We start from the raw sequence: 17,623 nt of genomic DNA, 5'->3' as shown, positions 1-17,623 counted from the left end.
TCAGTCGACGTGTTGGTAGCGGGCCAGTGCCAGTTCGTAGGCGTCGCGCGGGACGATGGTCGCTCCGGAGAAGGGGCGGTCGAGGTTTCGGATTTCGAGCAGGATCAGTCCCACCACCACACCGAGCAGCGCGATCATCAGCACGCTGCTGATGGTCGGCTTGACACCGGACAGCACCGGAATCACCAGCATCAGGATCGCGCCGAAAACCAGTGCGAGGAACAGGAAACCGGGGACACTGCGCCGCACATCGACCTCCCGTTCGTGCCGCGCGTCCGCCACGTCGTCGAGGCTGTCGAGCACCTTGGAGCGCAGGTCCTCGACCTCGGGATCGGCGGGTTGCATCGCGTGCACCGAGTCACGCAGGGAATCGAGTGTCCGCTGGGCGTCCGAGCTGAGCCGCCCCTCGTGGGCCATGATCGACCACTCCGGCCCGGCGACCTGCTCGGTGTATTCGCGCACCTGGCTCTGGATGCGCTGGTGGTCCGGCTCCGGCATCTGGTGTGCGGCCCAATAGGTCTCGACCAGGGCCTTCGCCTCGGCCACCGTGTGGGTCTGCGCATTGTCGTACTGCTGCCAGCACAGCACCACCACGAAAGCGACCACCGCGACGAAGAAATTCTTCACCACATCGAGCACCAGCTCCCCCGCCGCGTGCTCCTCGGTCTCCTGCCACGATGTAGGCCGCAGCCGCGCGCCGGCGATGAACACCAGCACAGCCGCGATCGCGGCCAATACAGCGACGATCAGCTCGGGAACCATGCTCCCCCTTCACACACCACATCCGGGCACGCCGACACAACCGGGACAGGCCCGGTCCGACGAAAGTAACTGCGGTCGAAGGGTATTCGTCGCAGCAGGCGGGCCGAATGGGCGCGACACGATCCCGGATTCATCCGGCCGGGAGCTGCGGGACCGGCTCGGCGGAAGGGCTTCACACCGGGCGCGGCAGCGGATATCCTTGTAGGTCAGTTGCTCGTGGCGAGGCCGAATCTCGCTGCGAATTCAGCCATCTGGTCGAGCTGCCCTGCAGCGTCGGCGCCCGCGAAGTTCACCACAACACGATCCACCCCATGCTCGGCGAGTTCCTGTACCCGCTCGGCGGACATGTCGCCGGACCCCCAGCGCGTGTACTCCAGGGCCGCGGGATCGCGACCGGCATCGGCAGCTGCCTTGCGCGCCAACGACATCTGATGATCCCGTTCGTGCTCGGTCAACATGCCACCGGCGAAGTACCCGTCACCCCGCAGGCCGACGCGCCGGGCGGCCGCGCGACTCGATCCACCGACATGAATCGGCAGTTCGCGCACCCCAACCGGTTTCGGAAAGCTGCACAGCTTGTCGAAGGCGAAGAACTCGCCGCGGTAGTCGACCCCCTCCGGGCCGCCGGACCACAGCAGCCGCAGCACATCGATGGCCTCGTCCGCACGACGGCCCCGGCTCGCGAAGTCCACACCCGTCGCCTTCGCCTCCCCCGGCAGCGTGCCGAGCCCGACCGTCAGCAGCCGCATTCGACCCTTGGACAGAACGTCCACTGTCGCAAGGCGTTTCGCCAGCACGACGGGATGCCGATACGGCAGCAGCAACACCCCGGTGCCGAGCAGCAACCGCTGCGTCGCCGCGGCGACGAAACTCAGGCAGTCCAGCGGATCGAAGTACGGCAGCGTCGGAGGCAACTCCCCCGCACCGTACGCCGCACCCGGATACAGCGCGATATGGTCCTGCACATACAGCGCCTCGAAACCGCAGCGCTCGGCATGCTGGGCGAAGGCCACCAGCCGATCGGGATCGGTGCCGTTGAAGGCCGTGCTGTAACTGATCGCGAACTTCACGGCCGCTCTCCTCCTGTCGGCTCCGCCGGATACGTGAATTCACACAGTGGCTCGGCCAGCTGTTCGCGCAGGCGTTCCCGGACCTCGGCGAGCCTGCCCATGGCCTCGTCGACCTCACTCAGCTTGCGGCGCAACGATTCCACGGAGTCCGGGCACTCGTCACCGCTGCGATACCCCGCGCGCAGGCAGGTGACGAACGGGCGGGTATCGGCCAGGTCGAACCCCAGCTCGAGCAGCGCCCGAATCTTGCGCACGACCTGCAATTCCTGCTCGTCGTACACGCGATACCCACTGCTCGACCGCGCGGGCCGCACCAGGCCCTGCTGTTCGTAGTACCGCAACGCCCGCGTACTGGTCCCGGCGCGATCGGCCAGTTCTCCGATCAACATGCAACCTCCTCGCTCTACCGCTGCCATGACGCTAAACGTTGACGTTGATGTCAAGGCAAGCTGTGCGTGGCGCGCCACTGCGGCCGGGTGCGATAGGTCACCGCGCGCAGCACCCACTCCACCGGGCCGTAGGCGTGGTTGCGTAACCACCGGGCGCTGAACCACAGTTGCGCCGCGAACGTGATCACCGCGATGCCGATCACCACGGGCGGCGGGATGTCATCGGCCAGCGCCAACCCGTAGCCGGTGTAGACGAGCATGAACACCACGGACTGGCCTATGTAGTTGGTCGCGGCCATGTGCCCGGCGGGCGCCAGCCGCGCGACCGGCGACGCCCACCGCGAACGGGCGAGCCGGAGTACCAGCGCCATATACGCGAAGGTCATCAGCGGATTCACCAGTTCCTGCACACCGAACCAGAAGGCGGGCATGTGCACCCACCCGGCACCGTCGGCACAGGTAACAGCGGAAATCGGCAGTCCCACACCGAATCCCGCCCACAGCGTGCGCGGAGTCCAGCGGCGGATCAGCTCGCCGTCTTCGAAGACCCGGCGTTTGCCCGCCGCCATGCCGATCAGGAACATCGCCAGGCTGGGTATGCCCTGGCCGATCCAGGTGAACAACAGGAACAGCGGTCCGAAGAACAGCTGCGTCCGGAGCGTGTCGGTGAAGCTGCCGGTGAATCCGTCGGAGAGGCGCTGCAGGTCGAAGACCTGGGCCAAGTCGGCGATCTGCCCGCCGCCGGTGTCGGATCCGGGCAGCAGTAGCGCCGGCAGCGCGAACAGACAGTAGAGGATCACGCCGGTGATGACAGCCGTACGCGGGCGGAGCTTGCGCAGCAGGATCAGAGCCAGGCACAAGACCGCGTACAACGTGAGAATATCGCCGATCCACAGCAACAGCACATGCGCGAGTCCGATCGCGAACAGCCCGGCGCAGCGCCGGAGCAGCCGAGCCCGCGGCGACACCCCCGCACGCTCGGCCGCCGCGATCTGCAGTGTGAACGAGTAGCCGAACAGGAAGGCGAACAGCAGGTAGAACCGCCCGAGGAACAGCCCGTCCACCACACCCGTGGAGAAGGTGTCCAGGCCGCCGTCGAAGCGCGGGCTCGGATCATCGCGTGGCCCGGTGAGATTCAGCAGCGAGGTCACCACCACGACATTGGTGACCAGGATGCCGAACAGCGCGAACCCGCGCAGCATGTCGACCTCGGCGATCCGCCGTCCCACCGCGGTGCGCGTCGACTCGATCGAACCTGACATCCACTCACGCTATGCCGCGCGACCGCACCTTCGCGTCGCCCACTGTGCCGATTACCTGGCTCATCGAATCCTCCGCGGGCAGCACGGGGATGAGACCTCCGCAGTATTGACCTCGTTCCACTCCCCTGCTTCGCACCGGCAGGGGACCTCCGGCCGCTGTCATCTGCCGGACGACACCTGACACTCGGACCCGAGCGATCGGTCAGGAATCGAGAAGCCCTCGGCAATGCCGCAGCATAGCGTGGGAATCAACGAAGTCCCCACAGCGAAAGGACCCCCTCCGATGGCGAAGAAACTCGACGCGATCCTCTACCCGGTAACCGACATCGAGTCAGCCAAAGCCCAGTTCACCGCCCTACTAGGCACCGACCCCGCCGTCGACCAGCCCTACTACGTCCACTTCGAGACCCCCGACGGCATAGCAGTCGGCCTGGTCCCCAACGGCCGGCAGCGAGGCATGACCGGCGCCACCCCCTTCTGGACCGTCGACGACATCAACGCCCAGGTCAAAGCCCTGGTCGAGGCAGGCGCCAAGGTAACCGAAGAGCCCCACGACGTAGGCGGCGGCAAACAGGTAGCAATCATCGCCGACCCCCAGGGCAACATCATCGGCCTGGCCCAGAACTGAACCCCGATACGCCGTACTTCCTCGGATGGGACCGCCGGAACGGCGGTCCCTTTTCCTCTCCCAGATCGGCGTACCCCGAAACGCTCTGCCAAGGTGATCCACTTCGGCCACGCGGTACGCCACCTGGCACAGGCCACCCCTAGCTCGTCCGGGGCGCGTTATCGAGATGCCTCAGAAGCGCACGAACGTCGGCAGCGTCCATCCCCGCACCGACTGCCGGTTCTTCCTGCAGATCGGCAAGTTGCTGGACTGCGGGATCGTCCAGGATACGGCCCATGAACTCGAGTTTCTCCGCAAGCCGAAGTTCCACGATTTCGTCGACAGTACCGCGAGTTGCCAGCACAGTGACCCTCGTCTCGGTATCGGGCGCCAGGCCGAGTCGATGAATACGGTCTAGACTCTGAAGAAAACGGCCAGCCATGAAGTCCCGATCCACATACACCGCATCGTGGCATTCATGATGAAGGCTGATACCTTCGCCGAGCGTGGCCGGATTGGATATCAGGACATGACAAGCAGGATCCTGGCGAAAACGGCGCAGCTGCTCATCACGATCGGGAGTTCCTCCATGAATTGTGGCCGGATTATAGCTACCGAGAAGCTTCTCCAATGTAGTGACACTACGAACGAAAGTGGTCCACACCAGCGTTTTGCGTCCTCGCGCAACGTTGTCGGCGATAATCTTCAGTGTCTCTTGATACTTGGGTGACAGCTCGACACTCGGAAGCTTTTGGAGGAGCTCGAATAACGAGTCACCAGGCGATGGAACCAGCGCGGGGATTTGATATTCCAGCGGTTCGTATCGACTTGCGCCCTCCAGCAGCAAGGTCGGGCAAGTTGCTGCCATCAGCAGCCGAAGCATGGCCCGGCCCAATGCCTCTATACCCGACCGCGACCCCTCGGCCCGGGCAGAAAAGTTGCCTTTGAGCGCCTCGTAGACCTCCCGGTGAACAGGCGGCATGTCCAGGTAGTGGATCTTCGGCTCGAATGGTGGCAGACCCAGTTCATGCTTGGTCGTTCTGGTAAACAACGGCCGCAGCACCGAACTGGCGTAGGCCAGATCTCCGCCACCGACAGCCTCTGTCACCACCCGCTTTCCGTGACCCGGCCACACGAACGATAGAAGGCTCTCCAGGTCCTTTGCTCCATTGGGAGCCGGTGTACCAGTGAGAATCAACCGCCTATCCGCCAGGGGCCCCAGCGCCAGGCACGATGACCCGTAAGTACCTCTGGCCCCGAGCTTCATCCGATGGGCCTCGTCCAGCACGATCATCGACGGCCCTGTTCGCAGCCATGCAGCCATGCCGGGCAGCGAGCGGCCCAGTCGCTCGTAATTCACGACGCGCAGTTCTGCGAGAGGATCAGTTGTTCGCCCAGCCACTGCGGTGCGCAGAGGTTCCCTGAAACAGATCGAGCTCTCGTACTCCCACGACTCATATGCCGATTTTGGCCCTACTACCAAGAGCCGCAGGGCCTTTCCGCGTTCACGCATCGCCGCATAGACCGCAAGGGCCACCCGAGTCTTACCCGCGCCAGGCACGCTGAAGTTGGCCCCGTGGCGCAGAGAAAGCAGGTGCGCGATATCGCGTTGCTGGAAGGCTGTGAGGTCCGCAACCCAGTCCGTACCCAGCAAACCCAAGACTTCGTCGGGCCGGACTGTATCGATCGCGCGTGCTGACGGCCCCTGCTCCAGGCTGCGCTGCATCGCGTCGGCATCATCGAGAACACCACTGACAAGCTCTCTGAGGTCCGCATCCCATTCGACATCGAGTTCTGGCCAAGTGGCCAGCTCGGACAGATTCACCAGGAAATCGTCGAGATCAACCTCCGCGGATAGCGCGCCGCGACGACCGCTCGTCGATATCCGCGCCGTCAGCTGAGCAAAATCGTGCTGGAATGCCGGCAGCGTCCGCAGCTCCACACGGGTGCGCGTTACGTCGAAGGCCAATCGCAGCGATGGCGCATCTGCAGGTCGAGTCACAGCTCGGGTGCCTTCACATTCACAGCAGCGATCAGCCAGGCAAGACCGTCTCCTGGCAATGCGATAGTGCGTTGCGCCTCGAGCGCGAGGTTGTCCAAGACAAGACGAAGCCGATCTATAGCGTCGTCGAATGCATCCTCGTCCAGACTCGAGTTTCCCCTGGACATAACCAAGTCGGTGATCGACTGCTCGAGGTCTTTGCACGCATCATTGATCCGGTCCGGCGCAGCGAGTCGCTTCTTCCGCAACCGGCCGTCCCGGCCGGCTGATTCAATGGCCTCTTCGAATGCGCGGTTGTACGCCTCGACGACCTTGGAAGCAACCGCCAGCACAGCAGGCGCAACTGCCTCGCCGGCCGCTTCGACAGCCTTCGCCTGGAGTAACCTGTCGGTCATCGCACGCGCGGCAACGACATTCGCTCCAGTCGGCTTCACGGACCGACCCAATCCAGGAATCTCGACGGCAGGCGGGGCATCGGTTGCAGCCACTTTGAACTCATCGGGCAAAGCCTTGTCCAGATATCGACTCTGGAAATCTGGCTCGATCCAGCGAATGTCTGTCTTCGAGTAGTCGAGCACGATCGCCGCGAGCCGAGCCTCCTTCAACACCTCGGCTCGTTCTTTGCTCTTGCCGCTTTCCTTGATGTAGGCGCGGTAGAGTTCGAGGAGCTTCTCCTTCGAGCGCTCCAGATCCATGAGCCGCAGCGCCTGACCGTCGGCAGTGGTGCTGCGCTGGATCAAATCCCGCAACTGAGCCAGAATCCAGAGATCGCGCTCGCAGGCCTTCACTGTGGTATGGAACGCCTTGGCGATCACCGACAAATCGCGATTGAGTTGAATATTCTGTTCCTCGATCGCGAGCAGATGGTTGATGTACGAGTAGTTACGTCGCTCGTCAGGCCGGAGCTGAAGAGACAGCTCGACGTCGTTGATGTCATCCCAGGTACAGGACGCCGGCAGCACTCCCACACGGATACTCGAGATGTTGTTGAGTTCTCGAAGAGCGGCACAACGGGTGTTGCCGTTGACGAGGATTCCATCACGCGTGATCAGGCCGGGTTCGATCTGTTTGTGCTCTTCGAGGCTCTTCTTCAAATCATCGAAGGCCGGATCGCGATGATCAGGCTCCGAGGGCCGTATCGTCAGCAAATGCCGTAGGTAGTCTTGGCTTTCCGGACTCCAAGGGTCCGCTGTCAGTGCTGCGTCACGAACTGGATCGAGACTGCGCTGCGCGCGGATCCGATGCGTCCCAGGGTTATAAGACAGAACATCGAGCGGCATGTCGATTACCTCGATGTGAAGCGGCCCACCACGCCACTCCACCGTCAAGGTCTCAGGTACCCCCGCACCCGCGCGCTGCTCCTGTAGCCGTTGCTCGACCATCGAACGGGTAGCCGCAGCGTTCGGGGGAAGCCCGTAGTCAGTGAACATGATGGAAATTCTCCTAAATAGGCTGTGCAGAAATGCGGTCGGCCCCCGGCCGGCGACGGAGACTTTCCAGCCGACTATCTCAAGGCCGCTCGGACGACTTCTCTGGAGTCAGCTGGCAGGGTCCGATAGGCGGCCCACAGATCCTCTGCCTCACTAAACCCCCTGGCATCCTGATCAACCCAGGCAGCCAGCATCATTCGCTCATAGACAGGCAAACGCTCGATGCGGGCCAGAACATCGCCGACGTCGGCAGTTAGCTCCCGCCCGCCGATACGGCAGCGGTTACACTCGATCACCAACTGCATCTCCGTCTCTCCGTTGGGCATTCGAACGGAACGTCGTGCGACATCAAGCTGCGAAGTGATGTACGTGCCGACGTACTTCTCGCCCGGGCCGATCCCACACGATCGACACTTGTGGCCGTCTCGCATCAACACCTCATGCCGTTCAGCGGCTGTCACCGTCGCACCGACCTTCCGCGTCCCCTTGCCAGGCTCCCACACCGCCTCGCCCCAGCTGACGAATCGGTGCTCGTGTGACCCGAGCGTGGGATCTTCGCGGCTGGTGTCGATGCGCCAGCCGAAATCACGCAAATCGCGCATGCGGCGATCGATCTGAGACGTCTCGGGAAACGCCTCGCGCAGCTGAGTCTTGGTGAACGACTCACCCTCGCCAACCACTTCCAAAAGCCAGAGCGCTACGCGCTTCATAGTGCCGAGTTTCGAATCGGTCCATGACGGAATAGTCATTCAGAAATCTACCTTCCCATTCTCGCCGAAGCGACAGCCAAGCCACCTGTGCACGCCTGCCCGCCCACCAAGCTGGTTACCAGAGAACACGAGCGGCAACAGTTTGGAAAGGCAAATCGCGTCCTGGTTTTCGGTCAGCGTGTCCTGGTTCCTGGAACTTGTCCCCACGCGAGATTCAGGACGAATCCAGGACAGGATCGTCCACGCAACCCGTCCAGGAGCAGGCAGAATCGTAGGGCGTGTGTCAACGACTTCGACTGGAGGCGAACGAGTTTGGGAAGACCTGGAGATTTTCACGAGGACCGGATCAGAACCGCACCAACCGCACAGCGCGAGCTTGGATACGCGGTGCGCGAGCTTATCCAGCGAACCGGCCTCTCCTCACTAGCCTGCGTCGCGGCGAAGCTCGAGGAGAAGTCGCAGGAGAGGTGCGAAGCGCTGCGGAAACTTGCGAACGAACGACCGCTCAGCTCAGACGAGGAAAAGCAACTGAAGGAGAGAAGGTACTTCAGCAAGACAGCCCTGTGGGACCTGGTCCACGGCATACGTAAGCGGCCGCCAGGAGAAGCGCAGCTCAAAGCGCTGTACGAACTCGCGTACGGGGACGATGGGACCGAGGAAGGTTGGAACGAGCTCAACGGGCGCCGACGGGCACTCGCCAACCAGTCCACCAGGAGCGGCTCGGTTGCTGATGAGAACCACCAGTTGCCGACAATATGCCCGGCATGCGGCGGTACTAGGCCGGAACGCGGGGCGCGGGCGATGGCCAAGCCGGCTGAAATCCGGTCCGCGATCGCCTCCGCCGTTGTGCCGGTCCCCCACCAGCGAGGGGACCGGCACAACGACAAAAGGACCGACTTGGTGTGGCCGCCCGCTGCAAGCCTGATCGAGTACTTCGCCGCCGGCAATCTTGAGCACGCCAACGGACTGATCCGTCATGTCGGCACCCAGGCTGATCCGGCGGAGACCGCCGATGCTATCGGCACCTGCCGTGATTTGCACCTGTCCGAAGCGAGCGACACGATCATCAGCTACGCCGGCGGCCGACCTGAACAACGCGCCTCGGGCAGTCGCGAGGCGATGCAGATCGCGCATGCGTTACTAGGACAGAGCAGGGTGGATGATGCTACTGCCCTACTCGCCCACGCGATTGCCAGCTCTGAATCTACAGCGATGTCGTGAGCTGACCCACGGCCACCGCCATCCCGATGTGGCGGCGGTTTCCAGCGTCTACCAGTCCACCAGCGACCTTGCCAAGTCCTTGTAGTCGAGTAGCCGCCCCTGCTTGGTCACTTCTTCCCACGCATCCCGCTGTTCCAGGCTCCCGTGTGTAGCAACAGCTTCGGCCAGTTCGTCGTAGGCAATGTGGTAGGTCGCATCGACCTCGCCCGTACCGCGTGCGATCGAAGCCAGCCGCGTCGGCAGCGGTTCGGCCGTAACCGTCACCAAGTGCGGCAGGCGGCCCCGTCTGTGCCTGATCATGTTGCCGTTTTCGTGACGGATGTTCTGCACACGGTCCGACCTGATCGTCCACTTGCACGCGATTGCAGCGTGCAGCCAAGGGTGATTTGTGCTGGTAGGCGTTCCGAGTATCCCGACCAGCACATCTGGCTTGATCAGGTAGTCGGTGCCGAGGGTCACTCGAAGATTCGGATTCTTGGCGATTGCGGCCTCCACACCCGCTAGATGCTGGTATTGCGCGTACTCGTCGATGCCTCGGCCGCGGGCGAAACACCACTCCCGGCGTGGATCCAGGACACGAAGCTGGGTGTCCAGATCCGCCAGCACCTGCGTCTCAAGCAATCCGCCTGGATTATCCGGCGGCACAATGGGTTTCACCCCAGTCGAGTTCGGGTTTGGTTCATTGATCCGCTCCAGGACGTGCGCCGCCAGCCGCAGGCTGGACACGCTGTCGGTGTCAGCCGAGTTCGGGACCCAGCTCCAGCCGAGTTTGTTCTTCTTGCTCGGCTTCCAGCCCAGCAAGTCGGTCCGGAACATCGCGCCCATAGCCGGGTAATCTACCGCGTCCGGAGAGTCTCTCCGCCATCTCCCGATCTATCCCATATGATCGCTCACATGTTCGGGTCCGCTCTCCAAAGCTCTGGTGACGGTGGCGACGGAACGGTCCAGGCTCTCGTGCTCCCACAGCCGAACCACCTGCCATCCGGCAGCGGCCAGAGCCGCGTCCGCAGCTCGATCTCGCTCGATGTTCCGCCGAAGCTTTGGGGCCCAATACCATTCGTTGGTCGTCGGCTCACGACCGTGCTCGGGACACATATGCCAGAAACAACCGTCCACGAAGACAGCCACCTTGCGGGCCGTGAACACGATGTCGGGCCGGACCTTGATCGAGCCGAGGTCGAGCCGGAAGTCCTTGCGGTACCTGTACCCCAGCCGATGAAGCGCGCTTCGCAGTGCAACCTCAGGCTTGGTATCGGATCGGCGGTTGGCTCGCATGTTCCGGGAACGCCCCTCATTGAGAGGTGCGGGGTACAGGCCCTGCTCGTGGGCCTTTCTCCTGGCTTCTTCCGATCGGCTTCCAGTCACAGCGGTCCCAGTTCGAGGCGGGCGAATGTCGTGCGGAAAGATACTCCCGCACACACGTCCGCCCCACCCCGGCCTCCGCATCGAAAGGCATCAGTGTGACCGACCTTTGCTTCATCGACGCAGACACAGACGGTGAGCGAGTGCCGGCGACATCTATCCCCGCAGCGACTGAGCCACTGTTCGAAGCGGTCGGGCACAATGCCCGGGAGACACTACCGCAAAAGAAAAGCAGAACCCAACGCCGATCGACTGCCCCCCAGCGCCGAACCAGCAGGCCTCGTCGGCCTAAGCAGCATGACACCACCGGAATGTTGCCGTTGGAACAGGGATTCACGTCTATCGAAATTTGTGCCGGAGCCGGCGGGCAGGCAGTAGGCCTGCACCAGGCGGGGTTTCGCCATCTGGCCTTGATCGAGATCGACGAGCACGCCGTCGAGACTCTCAAACTCAATATCGAAGACCACGAAGTTTGGGCGTGGGAGCGGGAGCACTGCGACATCCTTTCCATCGATGTCAAGAAGTTCCACCCGGACGACGACTTGCGCAAGAGCGCTGATATTTTGAGCCAGCACGGCTTGGATCTTCTTGCCGGCGGCGTACCCTGCCCACCGTTCTCCCATGCAGGCAAGCAGCTGGGCAAACATGATGAACGCGATCTCTTTCCGCGCATGCTGGAATTGGTCGACATTCTCAAGCCACGCGCCGTCCTGATCGAAAATGTCCGCGGCATCATGGACCCGAAGTTCTCGGGTTATCGCGACTGGATCCAGGCAAGGCTGGAGGGTGGGACCTATATCGATGACGATGACGAAAAAGTGAAAGAACCCGGCCTCGGGTACACTATTGGCAAGTGGGGCATCCTAGAGGCCAGCGATTTTGGTGTACCGCAATTGCGACCGCGCGCGGTTCTCGTCGCTTTCCGCAATGACGTCATCGGAAAACTGGCCTATAAATGGCCTACCCAGACGCACGAAGACCCGGTCAGCGTCGCAGAAAGCCTCGACAGTTCGATGCGCGAGAGGTATGAGCGATATTTCGACGGCATTCACGCCGAGAAAGCGCGCAGGGCCTACGAAAGATGGCGCAAGACGGCGCGCCGACGCGATGCTGAACTCAAGGGCAAGGGCGGGGGCATCGCACCCACACTCGTCGGGGGATCGAAGAAACACGGGGGCGCGGACCTTGGGCCGAGCCGGGCGAAGGCGTCGTGGAAGCAACTCGGGGTCTCCGGCATGGGCGTTGCCAACGATATCGAAACGTGCCTCGAGAAGCGCACCGAGGAGCGAGACCTCTTCGGTCCGGACGGCCCGATGCTCACCGTTCGGCAGGCGGCGATCATCCAGGGGTTTCCGGACGAATGGGAGTTTTCAGGTGGCAAGACGGCGCAGTACCGCCAGGTAGGCAATGCCTTTCCGCCGCCGGTAGCCAAGGCCGTAGGCGAGTCCATCCTGGATGTGCTGCAGAAGGCGCAGAAACGCGATCAGGCGAAGAGGTGACCAAGACTTCGTCGCCAACACGACCGGTCACGGTCGGCGACAGAGACCGTGTCGGTGTTCTGCCCTAGTCTGAAAATGTTCTCGGTCACCAGAGTTCGGCAATTTTCGAGATCGATCCGGAAGAAATCCGAAAACTCGATACCGAGCACCCGCTCGGCGACCTTCACGAGAGCTTTGAGGAAACCGTTCAGATCATCCGGCACTGGCGTCCTGATTTTGCGTTCTCACACTTGTTTCATTTTTGCGCGGAGGACCTGGGCAAGGTATATAGCTATCAAGAGTTCAGGGATGAATGGAGTGAGGAGCCGTCCCGAAAAGGTGGCTTAAAGAGCCCGTGTGGGACATCCGACACAAGGCAGAGGACCGCCTGATCAGATACAAGAAATACACAAGGAAGGCAGCCACCACAGCCGTTCGCAGCGCTCTCCGATGGCGAATCGGTACGGCTTACGTCAGATGGGAATCGACGCATTAGCTCACCCGCTAGCCGATGCACTGTTCCGTACAGACATGTGGAGCGGCAACACAGTCCTGGAAATCTATATCAAGAACCCACGCTACCGAAGAGAAGACCACGGACGTAAGCACCGCGCGGAACAGATTCTCGGAGACCGGAATCGCTTCCGCTTCGTCACATTACAAATGGCGAAACCGACCAAATATGATCGGTCGAGCTACCTACAGATGAGGAAATCAGTCGCTGCGCGCACGCTATCACCGCACCCCAGCTGCATGATAGCGAGCGTTGATCTCAACCCCTGTTGAGGTCCTAGTGTCATGGTCATGTCCTTCACCGAAGCCGAACTTGCCTACCTCCGATCCCAGCGCCTCGGCCGCCTGGCCACCGTCACCCCCGCCTCCCACCCCCATCAGGTCCCCGTCGGCTTCCGCCTCAACCCCGACGGGACGATCGACATCGGGGGTCCCAATCCCAATGCCCAGCGCTACCGCAACATCCGGAAGAACCCGAATGTGAGTTTTGTGGTGGATGACATGACTCCCGATGAGCCGGGGGAAGTGAAGCCTGGGTGGGGGCGGGGGGTGGAGGTTCGGGGGATTGCGGAGATTGTGCGGGTCGAGGAGATTCCGGTGAATCCGGAGTGGTTCTGCGATGAGGTGATTCGGATCCGTCCGCGGCGGATTCACAGTTGGCACATCGATCCTGCGAATCCGGATGGCGGGGCGCGGGATGTGCCGTGAGTGGTGCGAGACGGGGTCAGGGTAGACCCTGAGGTCGGATCAGCCCGGGGACGGATTTGTCCCCCGTACTGGTGCTAGCCCCCGTGACGTTCCCATCGAGATGGGTGAGACTGCTGGCACGGCAGTTGAGTTGGAAGGATGCATGTTGTTATCGATAACCAGGCGCACTGTGGCGCGGGTGGCTGTGGCGGGAGCCGTTGTGGCTGCTCCGCTGGCTGTTGTGACGATTCCGGCGCAGGCCGATGCGGGTGCCGGGCCGGGGGTTACCGAGGTTCACGGCGGGCACGGGCACCATCCGTGGGATCGGCCGGGGCTGTGGGACAACCCGTGGGACCGCCATGATCACTGGGACGATTGGGATCGCGACCGTCGTCGCAATCACCCGGGTAACGGGTGGCGGCAGGCCGTGCCGCCGGGGTGGCTCGGCAGCAGCTGATTCACGGTGCCGCGGCCCGGTACCGCACGCCGTCGTGCGGTGCGGCTACCGGGCCGGGTCGATGCGTTCGGCGGACTCGTCCGGCGCGGAAGCGTTGTTCGAATCGGCGGCCCGCGCGAACGAGTCGCCACGGCCCGGCGCGGGGACGAACGATTCCAAACCCATCCCCCGGTATTTCGCGATGAGCTTCTCGTAGCGCCGGCGGTTGCGGACCAGCGGGGTGTCCGTAACCGTGGCCGGCAACCAGCGGTAGGCCAGCTGGAGCACCGCGGTCATCGCCTGGTACTCCCGCTCGTGGCGGCGAGTCCAGGTGATCGGCATGCGTGCGCGGACGCCGGGATGCATGCCGCCGCAGCCGAGGATCGTGATCACGTGACGAATCGCCGGAGCGCCGAGGCGCCAGAGCGGCTCGGCGGCCGGGGGAAGGAAGTCGGGGCGGGGCGCGCGGCGGACCGCACCGACTGCCGCCGCCAATGTCGCGGTGGTGGTGAGCTTTTCCTCGACCATGCGGTCGTAGTGGGCGACCACGTCGCGATAGTCCTCGAGCAGACGCGAGCGGCCCGGCAGTTCCAGCCCGGATACCTTGGCGCGGAAGTGATCCCAGATCGCCTGGTCGTCCGTGGCCGACAGTCGTTCGCCGGTGACGGCGAGAAATGCGGTGCGCTGCACGAAGAACGACGAATACAGGACCCAGTTCCAGGTCTCCGGATGCAGCGCCGAGTACCGCTCACCATCAGGACCGATACCCTTGACGTCGCGGTGCAGCCGCAACAGCCGCTCGGATTCGGCGAGCCGGTCGGCCTCCTCGCCGTGGAACACCATCTGATCCGACGCGGTCGTGCGGATCGCGCGACCCCACGGCTCGTAGCGCACCCGGCCGGTGTGCTCGAGGGCGGCCGAGATCGGCGGCAGCATCGTCTGGTCGTACAGGCCGATGCCGAACAAGCGCAGAAACACCGAGCCGCCCACGCGCTCGAACCGTTTCACCACCGCCGGCGTCTGGTCCTGCGACGTGGCGGACGGCTGCTGATGGGTGACGGGGCAAGTCATCGGAGAACTCCCTTGTTCCAGCATCCGCGCTGCTCGGGGCTGCGGGCGCCGCATCCGGCTATTCTGGTGCACAGCGGCACCAAAAATTTCTGGTGTCAGAGTGCACCAGAAATGTGAGATGGTCAAGATCATGAGTGACGAGACCCCTCGGACCTACGGCGGCGTCGGCGCGCCGGAACGCCGTGAGCGCCGCCGCGCCGCTCTCCTGGACGCAGCCCTGGATCTGCTGGCCGAGGGCGGCGCGGGCGCGGTCACCAAACGGGCCGTCTGCGCTCGCGCCCGGCTGAACGACCGTTACTTCTACGAGCACTTCGCCGACCGGGACACGCTACTCGAGGCGCTCGCCGAGGACGTCACGTCGCGAGGAATCCAGGCCGTCATCGCCGCCACGCTCGCCGCCGGACCGGACATCGACGTGCAGATCCGCGCGGCCGCCGAATCCTCGCTGGATTTTCTGGCCGCCGACCCGCGCCGCAACGCGCTGCTGCTCGCCAACAGCACCGAGGTGCTGCAGCGGGCGCGGGTGCACACCCAGCACGCCATCGCGGACGCCATGGCGGCGGTCGCCCGGGAATTGCTCCTCGCACCTGCCCCGGACCCCCGCGACATCGACCTCAACGCCTACGTCCTGGTCAGCGGGACGTTGGAACTCGTCGGCGCCTGGCTGCGCGGCGAATTCCACACCGACCGCGACCATCTCGTAGACGTGATCGCCGACCTCCTGACCGCCGGTGTCACGAAACCCCGAGGCGTACAGCGCGCCTCGGGGTAGCGCTTCGACCGCGCCACAACCTACTTCGCGGCAGGAATCCGGAAGTGACTCGGCTCCGCGTCCGCGGGAACCGCGGCCGCGAGGGTGAAAGGCTCGACCAGAGAACGCAATTCGATCAGCTGCCGGGCGTGCGCATCGAGCGACCGGTCCTCCTCCGACACCGGCTGCCACCGTCTCACCGGCCGCGCCTTGCCGTGCTCGTCCACGGCGACGACGACCGCCAGCCCGTGCGCGGCGAGTTCCGGTACGTCGGAATGGGTTTCGGTCGCCGTCACGTGGACGCTCATGTGCATGCTGCGCGGCCCGGTGTGGATGAGCCGCGCGGTGATCTCGACCACGTGACCGATGAGAATGGGCCGATAGAACCGGATTCCGCCGAAATAGGAGGTAATGACGTGCCGCCCGGACCAATCCGCGCCGCACACGCACGCCGCCTCGTCGATCCAGCCCATGGTGCGGCCGCCGTGCACCTTTCCGCCCCAGTTGATGTCGGAGGGCGCGGCGAGGAAACGCAGTGTGGCGCTGGGCGCGGTGCCCGCCGCCGTGTACTGCTGGGTGGCCATGGCCTGCTCGATCTGCTTGCGTACCGAGATCCGCGCGCGGGCTTGCCGGTGACGCTCCAGCTCGAGGATGGTCGCCGGATCCCATTGCGGCACTTGGGCGGGACGCTTGTCGTCGTCCACCGCGACGAAGATCGTCAGGCACTGCGAGGTCTGTACCGGCTTCACCCGCGTGGGATCGGTCGAGTAGACGGTCACCAGGATATGCATGCTGGTGTGGCCCGTGTGAACGAGCTTGGCGTGCAGCTCGACCAGCTCGCCGGGCACGATCGGGCGGTCGAGGTGGATGTTGCCGACATACGCTGTCACGCAATAGCGGCCGCTCCACTGGGCCGCCGCGGCGTAGGCGACCTTGTCGATCCATTCGAGCAATCGCCCGCCGTCGACGGAGCCGAGAATGCCCGCGTCGGCGGGTTTGACGAGGAACCGGTGAATCGCCTCCGACCGCCGGCCGGCCGAGGCCGGGCTGGGAACGGTGGGCGCGAGTTGTGCTGAGGGCAAGGGGTGTCACTATCCGTTCGGGCAGAGTTCGGTTCTCTGACTCCGTTGTCGCGAAGCACCATAGACACCGCGGCGGTTTACGGGCGAGTAGCCGGGCTTCCCGGTAGCGGCGGGCGCGGCCGTCCGAAAGTCGAGCGATCCTTCCCACGTTTTGCCGAGCGAGCGCTGGTTTTGCTGGAGAATCGACCGGTGACCGCGTCCATGGATCAACTCCGGCAAATCGTCCCTCCGCCCGCCCCCGCGCCAGATACCAACTGGGACAACGTGGAACGAACGCTCGGATTCCGGCTGCCCACCGACTACAAGGAGTTCGTCGACACCTACGGCGGTAGCCACTGGGAGAACTACCTCCGCGTCATGGCGCCCGGCTGCCCCGACGCGAGCTACGACCTGTTCGAGTGGAAGGACTGGCAGACCGAGGAGCTGAACGACCTGTGGGAGTTCGAGCCCAAACCGGCCGAACTCGAGGAAGCGGGCGCCCGGATCATCCCCTGGGCCACCACCGACAACGGTGAGATGCTCTACTGGCTCGTCCGCCCCGGCCGGCAGCCCGACGACTGGACCGTCCTGATCAACGAGGGCCGCGGCCCCCTCTGGGAACACGTTCCCCACACCTGCACCCAGTTCCTCGCCTCCGCCCTCACCGGCGACCTGCGCTCGGTCCTGCTCTCCGACAAGCACTTCCCCCTCCCCGTCCACCACGTCCAACAGGTCCACACCCGGTAGTCCGGGAACGCGCAGCCCGAACGCAAGAGGCCCCCGCCATCCCGGCGGGGGCCCCGAAAGCGCT

19 protein-coding genes are annotated in these 17,623 nt (G+C 63.8%); 7 read left to right on the top strand and 12 right to left on the bottom strand.

The genetic code is table 11. The features are described from left to right. The 4 genes from NWFMUON74_RS09945 to NWFMUON74_RS09930 form a co-directional block, all read right to left on the bottom strand. Entirely contained in the window at nucleotides 1–762 is a 762-nt protein-coding gene (locus NWFMUON74_RS09945; RefSeq protein ID WP_187687541.1) for a bestrophin-like domain, read from the bottom strand. 206 nt (nucleotides 763–968) lie between these two features. Then, the gene (locus NWFMUON74_RS09940; RefSeq protein ID WP_187687540.1) at nucleotides 969–1,832 is read right to left on the bottom strand and encodes a TIGR03619 family F420-dependent LLM class oxidoreductase; all 864 of its coding nucleotides are present in this window, start codon (nucleotides 1,830–1,832) and stop codon (nucleotides 969–971) included. Next, entirely contained in the window at nucleotides 1,829–2,221 is a 393-nt protein-coding gene (locus tag NWFMUON74_RS09935) for a MerR family transcriptional regulator (protein WP_187687539.1), read from the bottom strand. Before NWFMUON74_RS09935 ends, NWFMUON74_RS09940 begins: the two co-directional genes overlap by 4 nt. A 50-nt stretch (nucleotides 2,222–2,271) precedes the next feature. Then, a complete protein-coding gene (locus tag NWFMUON74_RS09930; RefSeq protein ID WP_187687538.1) occupies nucleotides 2,272–3,483 on the bottom strand; it encodes a DUF418 domain-containing protein in 1,212 nt (403 codons plus the stop codon). A 283-nt stretch (nucleotides 3,484–3,766) separates the two neighbouring features. Here NWFMUON74_RS09930 and NWFMUON74_RS09925 point away from each other — a divergent pair, with 283 nt between their 5' ends. Next, nucleotides 3,767–4,111, top strand: a complete 345-nt coding sequence (locus NWFMUON74_RS09925) for a VOC family protein (protein WP_187687537.1) — start codon at nucleotides 3,767–3,769, stop codon at nucleotides 4,109–4,111. Between the two features lie 139 nt (nucleotides 4,112–4,250). On the opposite strand, the gene NWFMUON74_RS09920 is transcribed toward NWFMUON74_RS09925, so the two are convergent. The 3 genes from NWFMUON74_RS09920 to NWFMUON74_RS09910 form a co-directional block, all read right to left on the bottom strand. Further along, nucleotides 4,251–6,092 carry a DEAD/DEAH box helicase gene (locus NWFMUON74_RS09920; protein WP_187687536.1) on the bottom strand — a complete coding sequence of 614 codons (1,842 nt, stop codon included), beginning with the start codon at nucleotides 6,090–6,092 and terminating at the stop codon, nucleotides 4,251–4,253. Beyond that, nucleotides 6,089–7,522, bottom strand: a complete 1,434-nt coding sequence (locus NWFMUON74_RS09915; RefSeq protein WP_187687535.1) for a ParB N-terminal domain-containing protein — start codon at nucleotides 7,520–7,522, stop codon at nucleotides 6,089–6,091. Before NWFMUON74_RS09915 ends, NWFMUON74_RS09920 begins: the two co-directional genes overlap by 4 nt. 74 nt (nucleotides 7,523–7,596) lie before the next feature. Continuing rightward, the gene (locus NWFMUON74_RS09910) at nucleotides 7,597–8,232 is read right to left on the bottom strand and encodes a hypothetical protein (RefSeq protein WP_197986995.1); all 636 of its coding nucleotides are present in this window, start codon (nucleotides 8,230–8,232) and stop codon (nucleotides 7,597–7,599) included. Nucleotides 8,233–8,619: 387 nt separating this feature from the next. Here NWFMUON74_RS09910 and NWFMUON74_RS09905 point away from each other — a divergent pair, with 387 nt between their 5' ends. Further along, nucleotides 8,620–9,453 carry a hypothetical protein gene (locus NWFMUON74_RS09905; protein WP_187687533.1) on the top strand — a complete coding sequence of 278 codons (834 nt, stop codon included), beginning with the start codon at nucleotides 8,620–8,622 and terminating at the stop codon, nucleotides 9,451–9,453. A gap of 48 nt (nucleotides 9,454–9,501) precedes the next feature. On the opposite strand, the gene NWFMUON74_RS09900 is transcribed toward NWFMUON74_RS09905, so the two are convergent. Continuing rightward, nucleotides 9,502–10,278: an NgoMIV family type II restriction endonuclease gene (locus NWFMUON74_RS09900; RefSeq protein ID WP_187687532.1), complete on the bottom strand. Its 777-nt coding sequence runs from the start codon at nucleotides 10,276–10,278 to the stop codon at nucleotides 9,502–9,504. A gap of 48 nt (nucleotides 10,279–10,326) precedes the next feature. Next, a complete protein-coding gene (locus NWFMUON74_RS09895; protein WP_269475346.1) occupies nucleotides 10,327–10,767 on the bottom strand; it encodes a very short patch repair endonuclease in 441 nt (146 codons plus the stop codon). A gap of 359 nt (nucleotides 10,768–11,126) precedes the next feature. Here NWFMUON74_RS09895 and NWFMUON74_RS09890 point away from each other — a divergent pair, with 359 nt between their 5' ends. Then, nucleotides 11,127–12,314: a DNA cytosine methyltransferase gene (locus tag NWFMUON74_RS09890; protein ID WP_187687530.1), complete on the top strand. Its 1,188-nt coding sequence runs from the start codon at nucleotides 11,127–11,129 to the stop codon at nucleotides 12,312–12,314. Here the strand turns inward: NWFMUON74_RS09890 and NWFMUON74_RS09885 are convergent. Then, nucleotides 12,299–12,517, bottom strand: a complete 219-nt coding sequence (locus tag NWFMUON74_RS09885; RefSeq protein ID WP_187687529.1) for a hypothetical protein — start codon at nucleotides 12,515–12,517, stop codon at nucleotides 12,299–12,301. The genes NWFMUON74_RS09890 and NWFMUON74_RS09885 overlap by 16 nt on opposite strands. Before the next feature lie 580 nt (nucleotides 12,518–13,097). On the opposite strand from NWFMUON74_RS09885, the gene NWFMUON74_RS09880 reads away from it, so the two are divergent. Both NWFMUON74_RS09880 and NWFMUON74_RS09875 read left to right on the top strand, forming a co-directional pair. Next, nucleotides 13,098–13,514: a PPOX class F420-dependent oxidoreductase gene (locus tag NWFMUON74_RS09880; RefSeq protein ID WP_187687528.1), complete on the top strand. Its 417-nt coding sequence runs from the start codon at nucleotides 13,098–13,100 to the stop codon at nucleotides 13,512–13,514. A gap of 199 nt (nucleotides 13,515–13,713) precedes the next feature. Beyond that, complete coding sequence (locus tag NWFMUON74_RS09875; protein ID WP_187687527.1) at nucleotides 13,714–13,950, top strand: hypothetical protein; 237 nt, start codon at nucleotides 13,714–13,716, stop codon at nucleotides 13,948–13,950. Nucleotides 13,951–13,995: 45 nt separating this feature from the next. Here the strand turns inward: NWFMUON74_RS09875 and NWFMUON74_RS09870 are convergent, their stop codons facing one another. Continuing rightward, nucleotides 13,996–15,000 (bottom strand): oxygenase MpaB family protein, encoded by a 1,005-nt coding sequence (locus NWFMUON74_RS09870; RefSeq protein WP_187687526.1) that lies wholly within the window; start codon nucleotides 14,998–15,000, stop codon nucleotides 13,996–13,998. A gap of 130 nt (nucleotides 15,001–15,130) precedes the next feature. On the opposite strand from NWFMUON74_RS09870, the gene NWFMUON74_RS09865 reads away from it, so the two are divergent. Continuing rightward, entirely contained in the window at nucleotides 15,131–15,772 is a 642-nt protein-coding gene (locus tag NWFMUON74_RS09865) for a TetR/AcrR family transcriptional regulator (RefSeq protein WP_187687525.1), read from the top strand. A 20-nt stretch (nucleotides 15,773–15,792) separates the two neighbouring features. Here the strand turns inward: NWFMUON74_RS09865 and NWFMUON74_RS09860 are convergent, their stop codons facing one another. Then, complete coding sequence (locus NWFMUON74_RS09860) at nucleotides 15,793–16,833, bottom strand: acyl-CoA thioesterase (RefSeq protein WP_232110937.1); 1,041 nt, start codon at nucleotides 16,831–16,833, stop codon at nucleotides 15,793–15,795. Nucleotides 16,834–17,034: 201 nt separating this feature from the next. Between NWFMUON74_RS09860 and NWFMUON74_RS09855 the strand changes: the two genes are divergently transcribed. Then, entirely contained in the window at nucleotides 17,035–17,559 is a 525-nt protein-coding gene (locus NWFMUON74_RS09855) for an SMI1/KNR4 family protein (protein WP_187689047.1), read from the top strand. Nucleotides 17,560–17,623: the final 64 nt, after the last annotated feature.

This window comes from Nocardia wallacei, from assembly GCF_014466955.1.
GTDB lineage: Bacteria > Actinomycetota > Actinomycetes > Mycobacteriales > Mycobacteriaceae > Nocardia > Nocardia wallacei.
The sequence above is the reverse complement of the archived record's forward strand: the minus strand, read 5'-3'. Positions and strand labels throughout refer to the sequence as shown.